The organism is Streptomyces sp. NPDC059248 (genome assembly GCF_042753905.1).
Classification (GTDB): domain Bacteria; phylum Actinomycetota; class Actinomycetes; order Streptomycetales; family Streptomycetaceae; genus Streptomyces.
Genome location: NZ_JBHYZV010000110.1, coordinates 1 through 19,914 on the forward strand (window position 1 = coordinate 1; position 19,914 = coordinate 19,914).

The 19,914-nt window shown below is 71.4% G+C and carries 17 protein-coding genes; 10 read left to right on the forward strand and 7 right to left on the reverse strand.

All coding sequences use genetic code 11. The features are described 5' to 3' along the window. Window positions 1–449 precede the first annotated feature (449 nt). From ACFXG1_RS30460 to ACFXG1_RS30490, 7 genes are all read left to right on the forward strand, one after another. On the forward strand, window positions 450–1,505 hold the full coding sequence (locus tag ACFXG1_RS30460) for a BMP family protein (protein ID WP_384715929.1): 1,056 nt from the start codon (window positions 450–452) through the stop codon (window positions 1,503–1,505). Between the two features lie 241 nt (window positions 1,506–1,746). Beyond that, the gene (locus ACFXG1_RS30465; protein ID WP_384745451.1) at window positions 1,747–3,369 is read left to right on the forward strand and encodes an ABC transporter ATP-binding protein; all 1,623 of its coding nucleotides are present in this window, start codon (window positions 1,747–1,749) and stop codon (window positions 3,367–3,369) included. Beyond that, on the forward strand, window positions 3,366–4,508 hold the full coding sequence (locus ACFXG1_RS30470) for an ABC transporter permease (protein WP_384715932.1): 1,143 nt from the start codon (window positions 3,366–3,368) through the stop codon (window positions 4,506–4,508). Before ACFXG1_RS30465 ends, ACFXG1_RS30470 begins: the two co-directional genes overlap by 4 nt. Continuing rightward, a complete protein-coding gene (locus ACFXG1_RS30475; protein ID WP_384715935.1) occupies window positions 4,505–5,794 on the forward strand; it encodes an ABC transporter permease in 1,290 nt (429 codons plus the stop codon). The genes ACFXG1_RS30470 and ACFXG1_RS30475 overlap by 4 nt, the downstream gene beginning before the upstream one ends. After that, window positions 5,791–6,243 carry a cytidine deaminase gene (locus ACFXG1_RS30480; protein WP_384745443.1) on the forward strand — a complete coding sequence of 151 codons (453 nt, stop codon included), beginning with the start codon at window positions 5,791–5,793 and terminating at the stop codon, window positions 6,241–6,243. The genes ACFXG1_RS30475 and ACFXG1_RS30480 overlap by 4 nt, the downstream gene beginning before the upstream one ends. Window positions 6,244–6,382: 139 nt before the next feature. Beyond that, on the forward strand, window positions 6,383–7,660 hold the full coding sequence (locus ACFXG1_RS30485; RefSeq protein WP_384715938.1) for a thymidine phosphorylase: 1,278 nt from the start codon (window positions 6,383–6,385) through the stop codon (window positions 7,658–7,660). A 221-nt stretch (window positions 7,661–7,881) separates the two neighbouring features. Continuing rightward, window positions 7,882–8,214, forward strand: a complete 333-nt coding sequence (locus ACFXG1_RS30490) for an STAS domain-containing protein (RefSeq protein WP_384745445.1) — start codon at window positions 7,882–7,884, stop codon at window positions 8,212–8,214. Between the two features lie 23 nt (window positions 8,215–8,237). Here the strand turns inward: ACFXG1_RS30490 and ACFXG1_RS30495 are convergent, their stop codons facing one another. From ACFXG1_RS30495 to ACFXG1_RS30505, 3 genes are all read right to left on the reverse strand, one after another. Beyond that, window positions 8,238–9,263, reverse strand: a complete 1,026-nt coding sequence (locus tag ACFXG1_RS30495; RefSeq protein ID WP_384716006.1) for a sigma-70 family RNA polymerase sigma factor — start codon at window positions 9,261–9,263, stop codon at window positions 8,238–8,240. Between the two features lie 66 nt (window positions 9,264–9,329). Further along, window positions 9,330–10,025, reverse strand: a complete 696-nt coding sequence (locus tag ACFXG1_RS30500; protein WP_384716003.1) for a L,D-transpeptidase — start codon at window positions 10,023–10,025, stop codon at window positions 9,330–9,332. 195 nt (window positions 10,026–10,220) lie between these two features. Then, complete coding sequence (locus tag ACFXG1_RS30505) at window positions 10,221–11,513, reverse strand: MFS transporter (RefSeq protein WP_384715999.1); 1,293 nt, start codon at window positions 11,511–11,513, stop codon at window positions 10,221–10,223. A gap of 62 nt (window positions 11,514–11,575) precedes the next feature. Here ACFXG1_RS30505 and ACFXG1_RS30510 point away from each other — a divergent pair, with 62 nt between their 5' ends. After that, a complete protein-coding gene (locus tag ACFXG1_RS30510) occupies window positions 11,576–12,544 on the forward strand; it encodes a LysR family transcriptional regulator (RefSeq protein ID WP_384715996.1) in 969 nt (322 codons plus the stop codon). Between the two features lie 308 nt (window positions 12,545–12,852). On the opposite strand, the gene ACFXG1_RS30515 is transcribed toward ACFXG1_RS30510, so the two are convergent. Together ACFXG1_RS30515 and ACFXG1_RS30520 are read right to left on the reverse strand one after the other, a co-directional pair. Further along, window positions 12,853–15,726: an ABC transporter substrate-binding protein gene (locus tag ACFXG1_RS30515; protein WP_384715993.1), complete on the reverse strand. Its 2,874-nt coding sequence runs from the start codon at window positions 15,724–15,726 to the stop codon at window positions 12,853–12,855. Window positions 15,727–15,999: 273 nt separating this feature from the next. Next, the gene (locus ACFXG1_RS30520) at window positions 16,000–16,797 is read right to left on the reverse strand and encodes an alpha/beta hydrolase (RefSeq protein WP_384745453.1); all 798 of its coding nucleotides are present in this window, start codon (window positions 16,795–16,797) and stop codon (window positions 16,000–16,002) included. A gap of 132 nt (window positions 16,798–16,929) precedes the next feature. Between ACFXG1_RS30520 and ACFXG1_RS30525 the strand changes: the two genes are divergently transcribed. Together ACFXG1_RS30525 and ACFXG1_RS30530 are read left to right on the forward strand one after the other, a co-directional pair. Further along, complete coding sequence (locus tag ACFXG1_RS30525) at window positions 16,930–18,084, forward strand: adenosine deaminase (protein WP_384720055.1); 1,155 nt, start codon at window positions 16,930–16,932, stop codon at window positions 18,082–18,084. A 208-nt stretch (window positions 18,085–18,292) separates the two neighbouring features. Continuing rightward, a complete protein-coding gene (locus ACFXG1_RS30530; RefSeq protein ID WP_384720057.1) occupies window positions 18,293–18,661 on the forward strand; it encodes an ATP-binding protein in 369 nt (122 codons plus the stop codon). 103 nt (window positions 18,662–18,764) lie between these two features. Here the strand turns inward: ACFXG1_RS30530 and ACFXG1_RS30535 are convergent, their stop codons facing one another. Further along, complete coding sequence (locus tag ACFXG1_RS30535; RefSeq protein WP_384745449.1) at window positions 18,765–18,974, reverse strand: PspC domain-containing protein; 210 nt, start codon at window positions 18,972–18,974, stop codon at window positions 18,765–18,767. A gap of 97 nt (window positions 18,975–19,071) precedes the next feature. Continuing rightward, window positions 19,072–19,614: a VanZ family protein gene (locus ACFXG1_RS30540; protein ID WP_384720059.1), complete on the reverse strand. Its 543-nt coding sequence runs from the start codon at window positions 19,612–19,614 to the stop codon at window positions 19,072–19,074. Window positions 19,615–19,914: the final 300 nt, after the last annotated feature.

Sequence of the window (19,914 nt, forward strand, 5' to 3'; positions counted from 1 at the left end):
CGGTCCGGCAGCAACGGCTCGATCCGCGCCCACTGCGCGTCAGTCAACGACACACATCAACCAACGATCAGATGATCCGAGAGAAACGCCCTAGGTCCCGAACGTCCCGACAGGCACCGTCTTTCGGACATTTTTTCGGGCCGCCGGGTACCCGCCCCGCCCGCCCCGGGGGGCGCCGTCCGCTCCCCGGCCCCGGATCGCGGGCCGCCCCGTCCCGCCCCTGGCCCGACCGGTCCCGCGCCCCGCCGGGACGGGTCCGAAAACCCCTGCCGGGGCCGGGCGGGGGCGCCCCGCTGCGTCACTGATCGGTCACCCTGCCGGGCGGTCAACGCGACGATCCGATAACGACTCATGAACGTGTCTTTAACTGACATCTACGCGCGTTACGATCGCCGCGAAACCAGCGCCGGAAGAGGCGCTTTCGGTCAGTCTCGAAGGGACCCCTCCTCTTGCGCCGGGTATCCAAGATCACCGCCGCGGGTATCACCGCCGCGGCCCTCGCCCTCACGGCCACCGCCTGCGGCGAGTCCTCCACCGACTCCACCTCGTCCAGCACCCCCGGCGCCTCCGCCGGCAAGCTGAAGGTCGGCGCCGCGTACGACGTCGGCGGCCGGGGCGACAACTCCTTCAACGACTCCGCCGCGCGCGGCCTCGACAAGGCCAAGGCCGAGCTGGGCGCCGAGATCAAGGAGCTCACCGCCAAGCACGGTGAGACGCTCGCCGACCGCGAGGCCCGTCTCGCGTCGCTGGCCGAGGGCGGCTACAACCCCGTCCTCGCCGTCGGCTTCGCCTACAAGGACGCCGTCGACAAGATCGCGCCCAAGTTCCCGAAGACCACGTTCGGCCTGGTCGACTCGGTATCCGAGGCGAAGAACGTCGACAACATAGTCTTCACCGAGGAGCAGGGCTCCTACCTCGCCGGTGTCGCCGCGGCCCTGAAGTCCAAGGACGGCAAGGTCGGCTTCATCGGTGGCGTGGACCTGCCGCTGATCAAGAAGTTCGCGGCCGGCTTCCAGCAGGGCGTCAAGGAGACCAACCCCAAGGCGACCGTCCAGATCCAGTACCTGTCCACCGGTACGGACCTGTCCGGCTTCGGCAGCCCCGACCGGGGCAAGCAGGCCGCCCAGGGCATGCTCGACAAGGGCATCGACGTGATCTACACGGCCGCGGGCGGCTCCGGCGCCGGCGCCATCGAGGCCGTCGCGGCCAAGAAGGGCGCCTGGGGCATCGGCGTCGACTCCGACCAGGCCAAGGACCCGGCCCTGTCGAAGTACGCCGCCTCCATCCTGACCTCGGTCGTCAAGAACGTCGACACCGGCGTCTTCGAGCTGGCCAAGTCCGTCAAGGACGGCAAGCCGCTGACCGGCACGCACTCCTACTCCCTCGCGGAGGACGGCGTCAGCCTGGTGCAGACCGGCGGTCACCTGAAGGACATCCAGGCGAAGCTGGACGAGGCCAAGAAGAAGATCATCGACGGCACCATCAAGGTCAAGACCACCACCTGACCCGAGCCGTTGTAAAGGGGGCCCGGGAGAGCGGCCGCACCGCTCCTCCGGGCCCTGCTCACGAGGCGTCCCCGACCCCCGCCCGCGCACCGCGAAGGGGCCGGAACACCTCGTTAACGACTTGGCGGCGCTACGCGCGTAGCATCCGCCCCGGACGACGAAGCACGGTAGTTTTCGCCACCACACCCCGCTCGTCCGCCCCCCGCCCCCAGCTCCGCCTCCTGCCCAGGGAGAGTGCGCCATCGACGCGTCCAGCAGTGCCCATGCCGTAGAGCTCCGCGGCATCACCAAGCGATTCCCCGGAGTCGTGGCCAACCACGACATCGACATCACCGTGCGCCGCGGTACCGTCCACGCCCTCATCGGCGAGAACGGTGCCGGAAAGTCCACCCTGATGAAGATCCTGTACGGCATGCAGAAGCCGGACGAGGGCACCATCACGGTCGACGGCGAGGAAGCCTCCTTCAACAGCCCCGGCGACGCCATCGCCCGCGGTATCGGCATGGTGCACCAGCACTTCATGCTCGCCGACTACCTCACGGTGCTGGAGAACGTGGTCCTCGGCTCCGAGAAGCTGTACGGCATCGGGGACCGCGCCCGCGCCAGGATCATGGAGATCTCGGAGTCGTACGGACTGGGGATCCGGCCCGACGCCTACGTCGAGGACCTCGGAGTCGCCGACCGCCAGCGGGTGGAGATCCTCAAGGTCCTCTACCGGGGCGCCCGTACCCTCATCTTCGACGAGCCGACCGCGGTCCTGGTGCCCCAGGAGGTCGACGCCCTCTTCGACAACCTGCGCGAGCTGAAGGCCGAGGGCCTGACCGTCATCTTCATCTCCCACAAGCTGGGCGAGGTGCTCTCCGTCGCCGACGACATCACCGTCATCCGGCGCGGTACCACCGTCGGCACCGCCGACCCGGCGAACACCACCGTCAAGCAGCTCGCGGAGCTGATGGTCGGCAGTGAGCTGCCCTCGCCCGAGACCCGTGAGTCGACCGTCACGGACGTCCCGATGCTCACCGTCGAGGGGCTGCGGCTGACCGCCACCGACCCCGACGGTGTCGTCCGCGCCGTCCTCGGCGGCGTCGGCTTCACCATCCACAAGGGCGAGGTGCTCGGCATCGCCGGTGTGGAGGGCAACGGCCAGTCCGAACTGGTCGAGGCGATCATGGGGATGCGGGACCCGGACTCCGGCTCCGTCCACCTCGACGGCGCCGACATCACCCACACCCCGACCCGCAAGCGGCGCGAGGACGGCCTCGCGGTCATCCCCGAGGACCGGCACCGGCACGGACTGCTGCTCGAAGCCCCGCTGTGGGAGAACCGGATCCTCGGCCACGTCACCGAGAAGCCGAACAGCAAGGGCGCGTTCCTCGACATCAAGGCCGCCCGCGCCGACACCGAGCGGATCGTCCGCGAGTACGACGTCCGCACCCCCGGGATCGACGTCACCGCGGCCTCCCTCTCCGGCGGCAACCAGCAGAAGCTGATCGTCGGCCGGGAGATGAGCCACCGGCCGAAGCTGCTGATCGCCGCCCACCCCACCCGCGGTGTGGACGTCGGCGCGCAGGCCCAGATCTGGGACCAGATCCGGGAGGCCCGCCGTGAGGGCCTCGCCGTGCTGCTGATCTCCGCCGACCTCGACGAGCTGATCGGGCTCTCCGACAGCCTCCGGGTGATGTACCGCGGCCGGCTGGTCGCGGACGCGGACCCCGCCACCATCACCCCGGAGGAGCTGGGTTCGGCCATGACGGGCGCGGCCTCCGGCCATCTGGAGCACACCGAGGACGGCGACGCCGCCCCGGCTTCCGCCGACGACACCCCCAGCGCCGGTCGCGACACCGACGGGGGAGAGGACCGATGAAGAAGTTCGACAAGGAGCGGGTGCTCCTGGGGCTCGCCGCCCCCCTGCTGGCGATCGTCGTCGCCTTCCTGGTGACGGCCCTCGTCCTGGTGGCGACCGGCAAGGAGCCGTTCAACGCCTTCAGCATCATGTTCGACTACGGCTCCAAGTCGGACAGCCAGGTCTACATCCTCAACAAGGCGACGACCTACTACCTCGCCGGTATCGCGGTCGCCGTCGGCTTCCGGATGAACCTGTTCAACATCGGCGTCGACGGCCAGTACCGCCTCGCGGCCTTCTTCGCCGCCGCGCTCGGCGGCGCCCTCACCCTGCCCGGTGTGGTGCAGATCCCGCTGATCATGCTCTGCGCGATGATCGTCGGCGCCATGTGGGCCGGTATCGCCGGTGTCCTCAAGGTCACCCGCGGTGTGAGCGAGGTCGTCTCGACGATCATGCTCAACGCGATCGCCACCGCGATCATCGGCTATCTGCTCCAGGAGGGCCGCCTCGGCCACCTCGACAAGGCGGGCACCAAGGTCTCCACCAAGCCCATCCCGGAGTCCTCCCGCTTCTTCGAGTTCCCGACCACGCCCGAACCGGTGTGGGGCTTCATCGTGGTCGCGGTGATCGTGGGCGTCGCCTACTGGTTCACCCTGGCCCGTACCCGCTTCGGCTTCGATCTGCGGACCGTCGGCCAGTCCGGCTCCGCCGCCCAGGCCAGCGGTGTGAACGTGAAGAAGATGATCATCACGTCCATGCTGATCTCCGGCGCCGCCGCCGGTCTGGTCGGTATGCCGACCCTGCTCAACGACAGCTACGAGTACAGCGGCGACTTCCCGGTCGGTATCGGCTTCACCGGTATCGCCATCGCCCTGCTCGGCCGCAACCACCCGATCGGTATCGCGCTCGGCGCCCTGCTCTGGGCGTTCCTGGAGCGCGGCAGTGGCCAACTGGAGTTCCAGGGCTACGACAAGGAGATCGTCGGCGTCATCCAGGGCGTCATCGTCCTCTGCGTCGTCATCGCGTACGAAGTCGTCCGCCGGTACGGCCTCAAGCGCCAGCAGCGGCAGGTCGGCGCCCGGCTCGCCGCCCAGGCGCGGGCCCATGACGACGGCAACAACGGCAACGGCAACACCGACAAGAAGGAGGTGTCGGCGTGACCGCCACGGCGACCACGACTCCGCCGCCCGCCGCGCCCAAGGTCGGCGGCGGCAAGGGCGGGCGTACCCGGCTCTCCTTCCCGGTGATCCTGCTGATCATCTCGGGTGCCCTGATCGCCCTCTCGGCGGTCCGGATGATCTCCGGGGCCCAGGACATCACCTCGGCCGGCCAGATCAGCGCCGCGCTCTCGCTCGCCGTCCCGATCGGCCTCGCCGGTCTCGGCGGACTCTGGGCCGAGCGCGCGGGCGTCGTCAACATCGGCCTCGAAGGCATGATGATCCTCGGCACCTTCTTCGGTGCCTGGGCGGGCTGGCAGACCGATCCGTGGATCGGCGTCCTCGCGGGCGTCCTCGGCGGCATGTTCGGCGGACTGCTGCACGCCGTCGCCACCGTCACCTTCGGTGTCGACCACATCATCTCCGGTATCGCGATCAACATCCTCGCGCTCGGCGTCACCACCTATTTCGCCAAGCTCTGGTTCAACAGCGGCGAGGCCGTGGAGAAGGGCGGCAGCCCCAAGCAGTCGCCGCCGTCCGACGACATCGGCACGGTCACCCTGCCGGGACTCTCCGATCTCTTCAGCACCATCGAGAAGAAGGAATGGTTCTTCGTCTCGGACCTGGCGGGCATCCTCGGCGGACTCGTCACCGATGTCTCCCTGCTGACGATCGTGGCCATCCTGCTCTTCGTCGCCACCTTCCTGGTGCTGTGGAAGACGGGCTTCGGCCTCCGCCTCCGCTCCTGCGGCGAGAACCCGATCGCCGCCGAGTCCCTCGGCGTCAACGTCTACAAGTACAAGTACATCGCCGTGATCGTCTCGGGCGGTATGGCGGGCCTCGGCGGCGCGTTCCTGTCCCTGGTGACCTCGCACATCTACAACGAGGGCCAGACCGGCGGCCGGGGCTATATCGGCCTCGCGGCGATGATCTTCGGTAACTGGCGGCCCGGCGGGCTCGCCATGGGCGCGGGCCTCTTCGGCTACTCCGACGCCCTCCAGCTCCGCAACGGCGGCCAGTCCGTCCACGCCCTGCTGCTGGTCCTGGTCATCGGCCTGATCGCCCTGGCGATCTGGAAGTACTACCGCAAGTCCCTCGTCCAGGCCGGTGCCAGCGCCGTCATCGCGGCCCTCGTCCTGGTCTGGTACCTCGGTACGGACACCGTGCCCACCCAGTTCGTGACGGCCACCCCGTACATCGTCACCCTGCTGGTCCTGTCGCTCTCCGCGCAACGGCTGCGAATGCCGAAGGCCGACGGTATGCGCTATCGAAAGGGCCAGGGCAAATGACGCCCCCGGCCCCCGGCGGCCCGGCGGGGAACACCCCGCCGGGCGCCACCCGGGGCGCCCCGGACGCCTTCGACTGGGAGACCCTGAGGGTGCGTGCCCGTGAGGCGATGACCCACGCGTACGTCCCCTACTCGGACTTCCCGGTCGGGGTCGCCGCCCGGGTCGACGACGGCCGTACCGTCACCGGATGCAATGTGGAGAACGCCTCCTACGGCCTCTCGCTCTGCGCCGAATGCGGCATGATCTCCCAGCTCCAGCTCACCGGCGGCGGCCGGCTGACCCACTTCAGCTGTGTCGACGGCCGGGGCGAGAGCCTCGTCCCGTGCGGCCGGTGCCGTCAGCTGCTGTACGAGTTCGGCGGCCCCGGACTGCTCCTGGACACCCCCGGGGGCATCGTGACCCTGGCCGAACTGCTGCCGCAGCCCTTCGGCCCGGCCCACCTGGCCTGACCCGTACGGCCCCTCCACCGGAACCCGGCGGAGGGGCCGCGCCCTTTTCCACGCCCCTGATCCCCAGGTCCCAGCACCCCGGCGCCCCCACCCCGACCGCGCCGGCCGCACCACAACCGCACCACAGGAGGAACACCCCATGGACGTCATCTCCGTCATCCGCGCCAAGCGGGACCGCGGCGAACTGTCCGGTGAGCAGATCGACTGGGTCATCGACGCCTACACCCGGGGTGTCGTCGCCGACGAACAGATGTCGGCCCTGGCCATGGCGATCCTCCTCAACGGGATGAACCGGACCGAGATCGCCCGCTGGACCGCCGCGATGATCGCCTCCGGTGAGCGGATGAGCTTCGACTCCCTCAGCCGCCCGACCGCCGACAAGCACTCCACCGGCGGCGTCGGCGACAAGATCACCCTCCCGCTGGCCCCGCTCGTCGCCGCCTGCGGCGCCGCCGTACCGCAGCTCTCCGGCCGCGGCCTCGGCCACACCGGCGGCACCCTCGACAAGCTGGAGTCCATCCCCGGCTGGCGGGCCCTGCTCTCCAACGAGGAGATGCTGCACGTCCTCGACACCACCGGCGCGGTGATCTGCGCCGCCGGTGACGGACTCGCCCCCGCCGACAAGAAGCTGTACGCCCTGCGGGACGTCACCGGCACCGTCGAGGCCATCCCGCTGATCGCCTCCTCCATCATGTCCAAGAAGATCGCCGAGGGGACGGGCTCCCTCGTCCTCGACGTCAAGGTCGGCTCCGGCGCCTTTATGAAGAACCTGGACGACGCCCGCGAACTGGCGTCCACCATGGTCGCCCTCGGCACCGACAGCGGGGTACGTACCGTCGCCCTGCTCACCGACATGGCCACCCCCCTTGGACTGACGGCGGGCAACGCGCTGGAGGTCCGCGAATCCGTCGAGGTCCTCGCGGGCGGCGGCCCCGCCGACGTCGTCGAGCTGACCATCGCCCTGGCCCGGGAGATGCTCACCGCCGCCGGGCTCCCCGACGCCGACCCGGCGAAGGCCCTCGCCGACGGCTCCGCGATGGACGTCTGGCGCCGCATGATCAGCGCCCAGGGCGGCGACCCGGACGCCGACCTCCCCGTCGCCCGGGAGCGGCATGTCGTCGCCGCGCCCGCCTCCGGAGTCCTCACCCGGCTCGACGCCTACGACATCGGCCTCGCCGCCTGGCGGCTCGGCGCCGGCCGCGCCCGCAAGGAGGACCCGGTCCAGGCCGGGGCCGGAGTGGAGTGGCACGCCAGGCCCGGCGACACCGTCACCGCCGGTCAGCCGCTGCTCACCCTGCACACGGACACCCCGGAGAAGTTCGACTACGCGCTGGAGCCGCTGGCGGCCGCGTACGACATCGCCCCCGAAGGCACCGCCTTCACCCCGTCCCCGATCGTGCTGGACCGCATCTCCTGACCCGCGGTTCCCCGCCCGGGTCCGGCCCGGGTCCGGCCCTGGTCCGCCCCGGGTCCGGCCCGGGGCGCGGTCCCTGCGCGGCGCCTCGTGTGACGCCCGTCATGACACGGCAAGGGGCCCGGCCGATGAGAATCGGCCGGGCCCCCGGTCCACACAGCGACAGGCAGCACCACACAGCGCCGCCGCGCGGCGCCGGACCGACGGAACGGGGACCGCGATCCATGTGCCCGAGCACACCGACAGCCACCAGCACCGCCGACCCCGTGGTCGTACGCGTCACCGGACGTGTACTCCCCGCGGACGTACCCCGCCTCTGCGCCGAGCTGAGCGCCAAACTCGGCGACCGGGGCGACCCCGAGGCGGTCTGCGACATGGGCGGACTGACCCGGGCCGATCTGACCGCCGTCGACGCGGTCGCCCGGCTCCATCTCACCGCCCGCCGCCTCGGCTGCGCCCTGCGCCTGCGCGACACCCCGGCCGAGCTGACGGCCCTGCTGCACCTCGTCGGCCTCGGCACGCTCACCCGGGGCGCACAGACACCGGACACCTCCTGACGCCCTGACGATGCCCTGAAGGACTACTCGTCCACCGCGCCCTCCGCCGGATCCAGCCGGTCCGGCAGTCCGAACAGCGGGAACCAGCGGGCCGTGTCCAGGAAGGAGTTGATCCCCGCGATCTTGCCGTCGCGGATGTCCATCACCATCAGCGCCCACGGCACATGACCCTTGCCGTCCTCCGCCTCGTGATAGTGCGCGAAGGCGGGCATCCCGTTGGCCACCGTGGGGACGAGCCGCGAGCCGCGGCAGACCGAGCCGACCCCCAGCATCCAGCCCACGATGTTCTCGTGGCCCTGGAGCCACAGGTCGTACGGCGGCATGGAGAGCGTGGCATCGTCGTGGAGGACGGCGGTCAGCGCCTCCATGTCGTACCCCTCGAAGGCCGCGACATAGCGCTCCAGCAGCTCACGCTGCTCCTCGTCCAGCGGATCCGCCGGATCGCTGGGCGCGGGCGGTGAGTCCGCGAGCGTCGCCCGGGCCCGCTGGAGCGCGCTGTTGACCGAGGCGACCGAGGTGCCCAGCAACTCGGCGACCTCGGACGCCTTCCAGGAGAGCACCTCCCGCAGGATCAGCACCGCGCGCTGCTTCGGCGGCAGATGCTGGAGGGCGGCGACGAACGCCAGCCGGATCGTCTCCCGCTGCACGGCCGTGTCCGCCGGATCCCCGGCCTGCGGCAGCACCCGGACATCCGGCACCGGCTCCAGCCAGGTCGCCTCCGAGCGGGTGGCCAGCTGGGCCTGTGCGACGGGCGTCGGGCCCGACAGATCCATCGGCCGGGCCCGGCGGTTCCCCGCGTTCAGAGCGTCGAGGCAGACGTTCGTCGCGATGCGGTACAGCCACGACCGCAGCGACGAACGCCCCTCGAACTTCTCGACACTCCGCCAGGCCCTGACCATGGTGTCCTGCACGGCGTCCTCGGCCTCGAAGGAGGACCCGAGCATCCGGTAGCAGTAGCCGGTCAGCTCCCGGCGGTACCGCTCCAGCTCCGCCTCCAGGGCCTTGGCGTCGGTGCGGTCGCCACCGTCCGTTGTTGCCAGATCACTCATCGGGTCCACCCCTGTACCCATCGGCTCCAGTACTCCGGAACCTACAGGAGGGCACTGACAACGGACTCAGGTTCCCGGCTTCCGGCCCCAGATGAAGACGTCGTCGCCCATCTTCAACAGGTTCCAGTAGTTCTTCGCCGCGTTGGGCGTCATGTTGACGCACCCCATGGAACCCGGCGGGCTCCACACGGACTTGGTGACCGAGTGGAACGCCTGACCGCCGTCGAAGAACTGCGCGTACGGCATCTTCACCTTGTAGAGGCTGGAGAAGTGGTCGATGCTCCGGATGTAGACCTTGGACGCCCCTGTTCTGGTCTCGGCGCCGTCCCGGCCGGTCCGCACCGCGACAGGACCGAACACCAGCTTCTTGCCGTCCTGGATCCAGCTCAGCTGCCGGGTCAGGTCGACACAGGCGATCCGGCCCTTGTTCGTCGGGCACTTGCCCGCCTTGTTGGGGTTCTTCCCGGCGGCCCGCTGCTCCAGCATCGTGTTCATGGTCCGCCAGGTCAGCGCGCCCGCGTACCCCTGGGCCGGGCTGATCTCGTGCCGGAGCTGGAAGCCGCGTATCGCCTTGCAGTCGGTGCTCGACTGCTTGCCGTCGACCTTCAGCCCCAGGAACTTCTCCACCTGCTTCTGGTGCGGACCCGCCTTCGTCGAACACGAGGCGGCCTGCGCGCTCCCCGTGCCGATCGCCATCGTCAACGGGACGAGCATCCCCGTCAGTCCCAGTACGACCCCCGCGCGCCTGCGTGTGCGTGCCATCGCCGGGCCCCCCTTTTTCTCCTCGTATGCCCCTGCCCGGTCCTCTCGACCGGTTCAGCAGGTATGACGGGTAATGAGGGGGAAGAAGTTGTAGGGGGAATGTCTCGATTCCGGTACAGCGCCGGGTACGGAGCCAGGCGATCACCCGGGTCGGCGCGTCCTGTTCGGAGTGCGGGACGCGCCGGGCGCGGCGCCTCAGCGGGCCGGCGAGCCCGCCACCAGCAGAGTGCGCTGTTCGACGCGCGCCGCCCAGCTTCCGTACGCGGTGATCGACACGACGCCCGCCACCGCCAGCAGACCCAGACCGACCGTGCCCGCCCAGCCACCGGTGTGGAAGGCGACCGCGCCGAGTGTGCCGCCGACGCTGCTGCCGATGTAGTACGCCGACTGGTACAGCGCCGACGCCTGCGCCCGGCCCGTCGTAGCCGCCCGGCTCACCGCCGACGACGCGACCGCGTGCCCGGCGAAGAACCCGGCCGTGATCAGGACCAGACCCAGCAGGACCGCGGGCAGCGACGCCAGCAGCGACAGCAGCAGCCCGGCGGCCGTGGTGACCACCGCCAGATACAGCGCGCCGCGCCGCCCCAGCCGGGTCACCAGACGCCCGGCGGTCGCCGACGAGACCGTACCGACGAGATAGACCAGGAAGACCGAGCCCACCACACCGGGCGGCAGACTGAACGGCGCCTCCGTCAGCCGGTAGCCGACCATCGTGTAGACCGCGCCGAAAACCGTCATGAACAGCGCGCCGATCGCGTACAACCGCATCAGCAGCGGGTTCGCCAGATGGCCGCGGACCGTCGTCCCCAGCGCCTTCGGGCTCAGCGGGGCCGGGGCGAACCTGCGCGGCTTGGGCAGCAGGACCCGGAAGGCCACCGCGCCGATCAGCGCCAGGACGCCGACCGCGGCCAGGCCCACCCGCCAGCCGCCGAACTGCGCGGCCCAGCCGGTGACGATCCGGCCGCTCATCCCGCCGATGCTGTTGCCCGCGACGAACAGCCCGATCGCGGCGACCAGCGCCCGGGGCCGTACCTCCTCCGCCAGATACGCCATCGCGGAGGCGGGCACACCCGCCAGCGCCGCGCCCTGGAGGGCCCGCAGCGCGATCAGCGTCTCCAGGCTCGGCGCCAGCGGCACCAGCAGACCCAGGACGACGGCGACCGTCAGCGACACGGTCATCAGGGTGCGCCGCCCGAAGCGCTCGGAGAGCGCGCTCAGCGGCAGTACGAAGAGGGCGAGCGCGCCGGTCGCGGCGGAGACCGTCCAACTCGCCGCGGACGCCGTCACACCGAAGTCGGCGGAGACGGCGGGAAGCAGTGCCTGCGTGGAGTAGAGGAGGGCGAAGGCGGCGACACCGGCGGCGAAGAGCGCGAAGCTCATCCGGCGGTAGCCGGGCTGCCCGGGGGAGAGGGGCTCGGGAGTCGGGGACGGTTCTGGTGCGAGGGCACCCGCGGAAGGGGCGGGCGCCTCGGTACTGGCGGCAGGCATGACTCGAACCTATGGCCGTCTTTTTTATGCGTCCAATGCATAGAACGCGGATAATCGTTCCCATGGCGCATGACCGCAGTTCAGAACGGTGGCTGTCACACAGTAGTGACACACATGACATCTCGGCGCTGCTTGTCCGGCTGGTGCCGAGGCTGGCGTACTTCGCCGAGGTGGCCCGGCACGAGCATGTGACACGGGCCGCGCAGGAGATCGGCGTACCCCAGTCGACGCTCTCCCGGGCGATGGTCAGGCTCGAACAGGACCTGGGCGTCACCCTCTTCGCCCGCCGCGGCCGGACGGTCTCCCTCACCCGCGCGGGCCATATGTTCCTCGCCTCCGTGGAACGCGCCCTCGCCGAGGTCGAGCGCGCGGCGGAGTCCGTACGGGCCGACGCCGACCCCCGGGCGGGCAAGGTCGCCTTCGGCTTCCTCCACACCATGGGCTCGGAGACGGTCCCCGGACTGCTGCGGACCTTCCGCGCCGACCACCCCAAGGTGCGGTTCACCCTGGTGCAGAACTACGGGGAGGCGATGCTCGGCGGGCTCCGCACGGGCGAGCTGGACCTCTGCCTGACCTCGCCGGTGCCCGACGCGCCCGACCTCGTGAGCCGGCGCCTCGACGAGCAGCGGCTCCGGCTCGTCGTCCCCGACGACCACCGGCTCGCGGGCCGCCGCCGGATCCGGCTCGCGGAGGCCGCCAACGACGTCTTCGTCACCCTGGAACCCGGCTACGGGCTGCGCCGCATCACCGACGACCTGTGCGCCCAGGCGGGCTTCACCCCCAAGGTCGCCTTCGAGGGCGAGGAGGCCGAGACCCTGCGCGGCCTGGTCGCGGCGGGCCTCGGCGTGGCCCTGCTGCCCCCGCCGGCGGTGGCGCGCCCCGGGGTCGTCGAACTGACGGTGACGGCGCCGCGGGCGGTGCGGGAGATCGGGGTCGCCTGGCTCGACGGCCATGTCGACACCCCGCCGGTGGAGGCCTTCAAGCGCTTCCTCCTCTCCCGCCGCGGCCACCTGATCCCCCGAGAGCCGTAACCCTTCCGGGGCGCCGCCCCGGAGCCCCCCTTTCCCGGGAGCGCCCGATCCCCTCCGGGGCGGTCAGCTCGGTATCCAGGAGCGCCGGATCCCCTCCGGGGCGGTCAGCTCGGTATCCAGGGGCGCGGGGAACTGCGCGACCAGCCACGGACGGCCTGCGGGCCGACGCGAACCGTTCTTGGCCGACGCGACCGCCCTCGGGGCACGGCGACCCGCCGTAGAGCCCGACGCGGAGTCCCGTACGCGGGCCGCGTGTGGCTGGTCGCGCAGTTCCCCGCGCCCCTAGGCGCTCGGGCTCGACCGCCCCGTCAGGGGACGCGGCACTCGTCCACGGTCAAGGGGGTCACGGTTCCGGCGGGTCTGGCGCACAGGCGGCTGAGGACGGGCGCGCCGTCGTCACCGCTGCGGACCATGTTGATCACGATGCTGTGCCCCGCCCTGGCCCGCCGCGGCAGGGCCGTGGTGAAGTCGATCGTGCCCGTCGCCATCTTCGGGAGATTGACCGTCCTGAGGTTCACCCAGGTGGCCGCCCGGCTCAGGGCGCGGTCTCCGACGCTGGCCGCCTCGCGCAGGGCGCGCGTGGCGTCATGGGCCAGCGCTATCTGGCCGCTCGCCAGCTCGGGCGCCTCGGGTCCGGCCCAGCCCGCGCGCTTGTCCGGGAGCGGCAGATACTCCACGGCGTTCAGATAGAAGGCGGTGTCCCGCGGCCCGGCCGGCCGGGCCAGCGCCGCGTGGTAGAGCGTGACATTGGCCGGCATCTTCTCGCCCGCCCGCGTGGTGAAGTCCGCCTTCGACATGTCGTCACCGGTGAGGACCGAGATATGCCGGTCGGCGCAGCCCGGCTCCGTACTGAGCTGCTCCATCAGAGGCCCCACATCCTCCACCCGGCCCGCGAAGTAGATCACCGACGGCACCTTCGGCCCCTGGCAGAACTCCTCGGTCTGCGCCTCCAGCTCCGCGCGCTGGGACCGGACCGCGTAGCGGCGCTCGCCCAGGAAGTCGTACTTCTCCCGACGCAGCATCTCGCCGCCGTGCTCGGCCTGTTCATTGGTGTACTCGTCGTCGGAGCCCTTGGTGTCGCGGGCGAGGACGAGCGCGTACTGGGTGGTGTCCGGGACGCGCAGCTGCCGGGCGATCAGGGCGAGCTGCTCGACCTGCCAGTCGTCGGGGGCGGCCAGACTGAACCAGTTGGCGTGCTCGCGCGGCAGACCGCTGGCGGAGTTGGTCCCCGAGACGATCGGCAACTCGGCGTTCCGCAGGATGGTCGCGGTCTCCCCGCTGGTGGTGAGATTGCGCCCGGCACCGACGACACCCACGAGCGTCCGATCCCGCTCCGCGTACCCGGCGATCGATTTCGCCATGCTCTTCTGATGGCGCATGTCCACACCGCCGTTGGCGATCAGCACCCTGAGCCGGGTCGACTTCTCCTTGTTGATCACGGCTTGGGCGAGGTAGACGCCCGCCAGCTCCTCGATGCCCTTGACCGGGGACGGGTGGTCGGGTGACGGAGCGCTGAGGGGGCCCGCGTAGACGACGGTGACGTAGTTGTCCGGGCTGTCCCGGAGCACATCGTCGTTCTCGTCGCCGATGAGTTCTTCCAGTTGCGCCAGGCTCCAGGGGATCTTGTCGGATTCGGAGCCCTCGTCGCCGCCCTTCAGCCACTCCGAGAAGCGGACGTCCCCGGTGGCGATCCCGATGCACTCGTGGTCCCGCGCGTCCTTCGCCTTCAGCAGCTTGGTGTCGCCGTTGGCCGAGAGCGCCGAGCTGGAGCAGTGCTCGTCCGCCAGTTTCTGGGAGCGGAGTACGACACCGGCGGCGAGCAGCGCCACCACCAGGACCACGGCGTGGACGGACCAGAGCACCCGGGCGACCGTGGGGCGGGCCGTGGCCCGGACGCAGGGGCGCGGCCCGTCGTCGCGCGCCGCCAGCCGGGCCGCGCGGAGCGGCACCTTGATCACCCAGGGGAGTTCGGCCAGGGCGCGGCTCGGCGACTGCCCGGCGCGCAGATTGCGGCCCCACTCCTGGTACCAGGTCCAGGCGGCGGTGTCGGCGCCCTGGACGACGCTGCGCTGGAGCCGGTCCACATCGGTGGCCCGGACGGCGGCGACGAACAGCAGCGGATCCAGCTCGCTGCGCCGGCTGCGGACGTCGCTGACCGCCTTGATCAGCTCGATGCCGCCGTTCTCGGCGCTCGCCCTCGGCATGAAGAGCACCGGCGGCCGGGGTCTTTTGAATCCGCGCAGATCCCAGCTCCAGCGCCGGTGGTTGTCGCGCAGATCCTCGCAGAGCGCCAGGACGTACAGCTGGAGCTGGAAGCCGTCGCCCGTCTTCAGCGCCTCCGCGACTTCATGGGCGCGGGCGGCGATGGCCTTCCAGGAGCGGACCGGGCGGACGAGGGAGACATCGGTGGGCCGGCCGGGCGAGGCGGCGCGGAGGAAGGTCGTGGTCAGAAACCAGCGGCTCTCCCGTCGTAACCAGAGGAAGAGCGGCGCCCGGCCGGGCAGTACGTTGTCGAGCAGGACCAGCAGCAGCAGAAAGCCCACTCCGGAGGCGAGCGCCACCTGCCAGTCGGCGCGGGCGAGCAGCGCGGCGACCACGGCCACCAGGCTGACCGGCAGGATGTGCGCCATGTCGAAGAGGCGCAGCCGGTCGCTCCAGCGGGACGAGCCCCGGGGCCGCCAGCGCTGGCGGGCGAGCTGGTCGAGCAGGTTCTGCGCGGCGTGGGGGGAGTTCGGCGGCGCGGACGGCAGGGCCGGGTCCGCGTCCAGCGCGCCGACGGCGTCCTCGATGGCGCGGACCAGCCGGACCCGGGGGAAGGAGTAGCGGCGGTAGAGGGCCCGCCGCCCGTCCCAACGCCGCGGGTCGCCGAGGTCGCGCACGAGCCCGGCGGCGCGCCGGACCTCGGTCGGCTCGTCCCGCGCGTCGGGGGCGACGGCGCAGCGGGAGCCGTGCGCGTCATGACCCGCGTACAACTCCTCGACGAGCCGGACGACTTGATCCTCCGGGTCGTCGCCGGATCCGGCCGGGGCGGCCTCGGCGTGCAGGACGACCACGGGCATGGGCGGATGGCTGCTGCGGAAGTCCCGTACCAGCATCTCCAGCCGCCGCTGTACGTCGGCGCCCGCCCCGGTCGACATTCCGTGGCGGGTGTCCCGGCACGGCGGTAGTTCCTCGTTCGGCATACGTATCCCCGTTCTCGTGAGGCTGGCATACGCCGCCGGGGCGACCCGCGCAAGAGGGACGCGCCCCTCCGGGGCGGTCAGCGGGAGATTCGGGGGGCCGCCGCTACCCGGGCGGGGCGTGCCGGAGTGGTTGGGGGCGCGACCGTCCCCCCGGGGGGCGGCAACCGCCGTAGGAGGCGTGACGCGGAGTCCCGACCGCGCGCCGTCGTGGGCCGTTCGCGCAGTTCCTCGCGCCCCCAACCACCTCCCCCGAACCCTTCCTGCAAGGAGACCCTACGGACGGAGGGACTTGCCGAAGCCGGCGGCCAGCGGCATGCGGAGGCCCAGTGGCGGAGGGGCCGCGAGCGCGTCGGCCACCGGGCGGGAGAAGGGGCGCGGGACCAGCGTGCCGACCACGAAGTCCACCGCCAGCGCCAGCACTTCCGCATGGTGCTGCCTCAGCGCGTGCCCATCCGTATGTACCTCAAAACGGCATATGTCGCGGTTCGCCTTCTTCGCCCGCTCGGCCAGCCGATACGACCGGTCCGGGCACGACCGCTCGTCGTTCGTCCCGTGCACGATCATCACTTTCCGCCCCACCAACTGCTTCACCGGCTCCGAGGCGCCCCCGGCGTCCCGCCCCTCCGGCGGCAGCAGCGGCGCCATCGCCAGAACCGAGGCGACCGCCGCGTGCCCCGCGGCCCGAAGTGCCGCCCGCCCCCCGAGCCCGAGCCCCACCAGACACACCGGCACATCCCCGTACCGCCGGACCACCTCGTCAGCCGCCCACGCCGCGTCCACGGCGAGCTGCGCCCGGGTACCGTTCCACCCCCGGCCGGAGTAGTGCACCGGCAGGACCACCAGACCCTCGGAGTGCCCCGCCCGCGCCAGCGCCCGGCCCAGCGACAGCGCCGCGAGATGCGCCCACGGCGAGCGTCCCCGAGTCGACTCCGGCGCGCCGTCCGGCAGGATCAGCACCACCCCGCCGACCCCGGGCTCGGCGGTCGTCCGCCGTCCTCCGTACGCCCGGCCCAGCCGGGCCGTCCGCCTCGCCGCGGTCGTCGAACGACCGTCCGTACGCCCCCTTCGCAGGGGCTGTGCGTGGTGTGTCACGGCAGAACAGTCTCAGAAGTGCGGATGTACGCCACCCGTCCGCGCGATCACTGTTACATATCGGCCCGCAGACTTCTACGCGCGTAGGGAATCAGGTCGTACAGTGCGGAGATGACGAGCCAGACCCTCATCACGCCCACCGCGGACCAGATTCGCCGCGCTCCGAAGGTGCTCCTCCACGACCACCTCGACGGCGGACTGCGTCCCGGCACGATCGTCGACATCGCCCGGGAGACGGGCTACACCGGGCTCCCCGAGACCGAACCCGACAAGCTCGGCACCTGGTTCCGGGAGGCCGCCGACTCCGGGTCGCTCGAACGCTATCTGGAGACCTTCACCCACACCTGCGCCGTGACGCAGACCAGGGACGCCCTGGTCCGGGTCGCCGCCGAATGCGCCGAGGACCTGGCCGCCGACGGGGTCGTCTACGCGGAGATCCGCTACGCCCCCGAACAGCATCTGGAGGGCGGGCTGACCCTCGAAGAGGTCGTGGAGGCCGTCGACGAGGGCTTCCGGCTGGGTGAGCGGAACGCCCGTGAGGCCGGGCGCCGGATCCGCGTCGGCGCCCTCCTCACCGCGATGCGGCACGCCGCCCGCGCGCTGGAGATCGCCGAACTCGCCAACCGCTACCGCGACCAGGGCGTCGTCGGCTTCGACATCGCGGGCGCCGAGGCGGGCTACCCGCCCACCCGCCACCTCGACGCCTTCGAGTACCTCAAGCGCGAGAACAACCACTTCACCATCCACGCCGGCGAGGGCTTCGGACTGCCGTCCATCTGGCAGGCCCTCCAGTGGTGCGGCGCGGACCGGCTCGGTCACGGCGTACGCATCATCGACGACATCGAGGTCGCCGACGACGGCACGGTCCAGCTCGGCAGGCTCGCCGCATACGTCCGCGACAAGCGGATCCCGCTGGAGCTGTGCCCCACCTCCAACCTCCAGACCGGCGCCGCGGCCTCCTATGCCGAGCACCCCATCGGGCTGCTGCGCAGGCTCCACTTCCGGGCCACCGTCAACACCGACAACAGATTGATGTCCGGGACCAGCCTCAGCCGGGAATTCGAGCTGCTGACCGACACCTTCGGATACACGCTCGACGATCTCCAGTGGTTCACCGTCAACGCGATGAAGTCCGCGTTCATCCCTTTCGATGAACGACTCGCGATGATCAACGACGTGATCAAGCCCGGCTATGCCGAGTTGAAATCCGAATGGCTGTTCCGGCAGACCGCCGCGACCAGCGATTCCGCGTCCGAGAGCGGCTGACAGCAGGAGTTCTCCGGCGGCCGGGAGAGCCGGACACCCGGCCCTCCCGGGGTGTTTGCCACGCGCCTCGCGGCATGGCTAGCTTGCGGAGCCGCCAGCCGTGCCCGGTTCCCCCGGCACGGCCCGGCCCGGCACCCCGGCTCGGCACGGCCGGCCGGACGCCGGACCCGCACCATCACCGTTCCCCCGTCGCGAGGACACACCCCTGATGAAGCAGTCCGCCGTCAAGACTCTCGGCGTCGCCGCCCTCGGCGTCGCCTTCGCCGCGGCAGCCGCGGGCTCCGCCTCCGCGGAGGCCGTCGTCTCCGACTCGGCGACCTCCCTCGACTCCGTCTCCAGCGTCCTGCCCGTCCAGGAGGCCCTGACCAAGCTGCCCGCGGGTGCGCCCGAGTCCCTCGGTGGCGCGCAGAACGCCCTCACCAAGAGCGCCGCCACCCTGCCCGGCACCCTTCAGGGCGCGGGCCAGCGCGTCCTCGCCGGGGACCTCCTCGGCGGCGCCGACCCCGTCTCCGGCCTCCTCGGCGGGCTCCCGGTCGGCGGTCTGACCGGTGGCGGCCTGCCCGGCGGACTCACCTGACCGTCCCGAGCCGTACCCCTCCGCCGTCTCTTCCCCCCTCCGGCGGCACGCAGCAGCGGGGCGCGCTTCCGTCGCCGTGACGGCAGCGCGCCCCGCTCCGTGGTCACCAGGACGGTGACGGGGCGGGGGACGTCTTCTCCTTCGGGAGGAAGATCCACAGCGCCGCGTAGACCAGGAACTGCGGGCCCGGCAGCAGACACGAAGCCACGAAGACCACCCGCATGGTGGTGGCGGAGGTGCCGAAGCGCCGTCCCAGCGCCGCGCACACCCCACCGATCATGCGGCCTTCACGCGGGCGGACCAGTGCGGACATGAGGGGCTCCTTCGCAGAGTGACGATGTGGTGTCCCGGGATCGTCTGCCCCGGGAACACCTCCATAGTCGCCCTCATGAAGGGGACAAAGCGTCGCTCTACGGTGCGATCCCGACCCTGGGAATCGTCGGGGTCGCCCCCTGCGGCGCCTCCTCCGCGGGGACGGGGGCGTCTACGACCAGGGGGGTGGGCCTCGGCGCCACCGCCGCCGCCCGGGGTCGGCCGCGCCGGTACCGGGCCCGGACCGCCGGGACGATCAGCAGATGCGCGATCGCCACGCCCGCGGTGTTCAGCAGCAGGGAGTCGACGTCCATCACCCGGCCCGCGACACCCGTCTGGAGCAGTTCGATCCCGAGGGAGATCAGCGCGCCCGCGGCCACGGTACGGATCAGCGAGCCCAGGGTGGAGACGGTGACGCTCCCGCCGGCCATGGGCAGCAGCACCCCCAGGGGCGCGAGCAACAGCAGCCCGCCGCCGATCCGCTGGGTGGCCTCGGCGGGCCCCAGGGCGAGATTCGCCCGGATCCCGGCGAAGACCTCCAGATTCGCGGCGGCGACCCAGGGCACGTCCAGCGGCCGGAGGGTCAGCCAGCCGACGACCAGGAGATGCGCGACGAGGACGACCCCTCCCGCGACTCGCACCCGCACCCCGGCGTTACCTTGACGCTCCACGCCACCCAAGACGCCACCCCCCACCGAATCGGTTCCCCGGTGGTATTCGGCCCGTCTCCGCCCGGCGCCTTGGCTACCCGTGGCCCGGGTCCCGAGACCGGACGCGCCCGGCGCCCGCAGGTGCTCTTCGGCCCGCAGCCCGGTGGTGGGCTTGTCGCGCAGTTCCGCCCCCTATGCCTTCGGCGATGGGGGGACCCCCAGCGCCTTGGCTACCCGTGGCGGGGGCCAGTGCCGGACGCGTCCGGCATCCACGGGGGGTGGTCGGCCCGC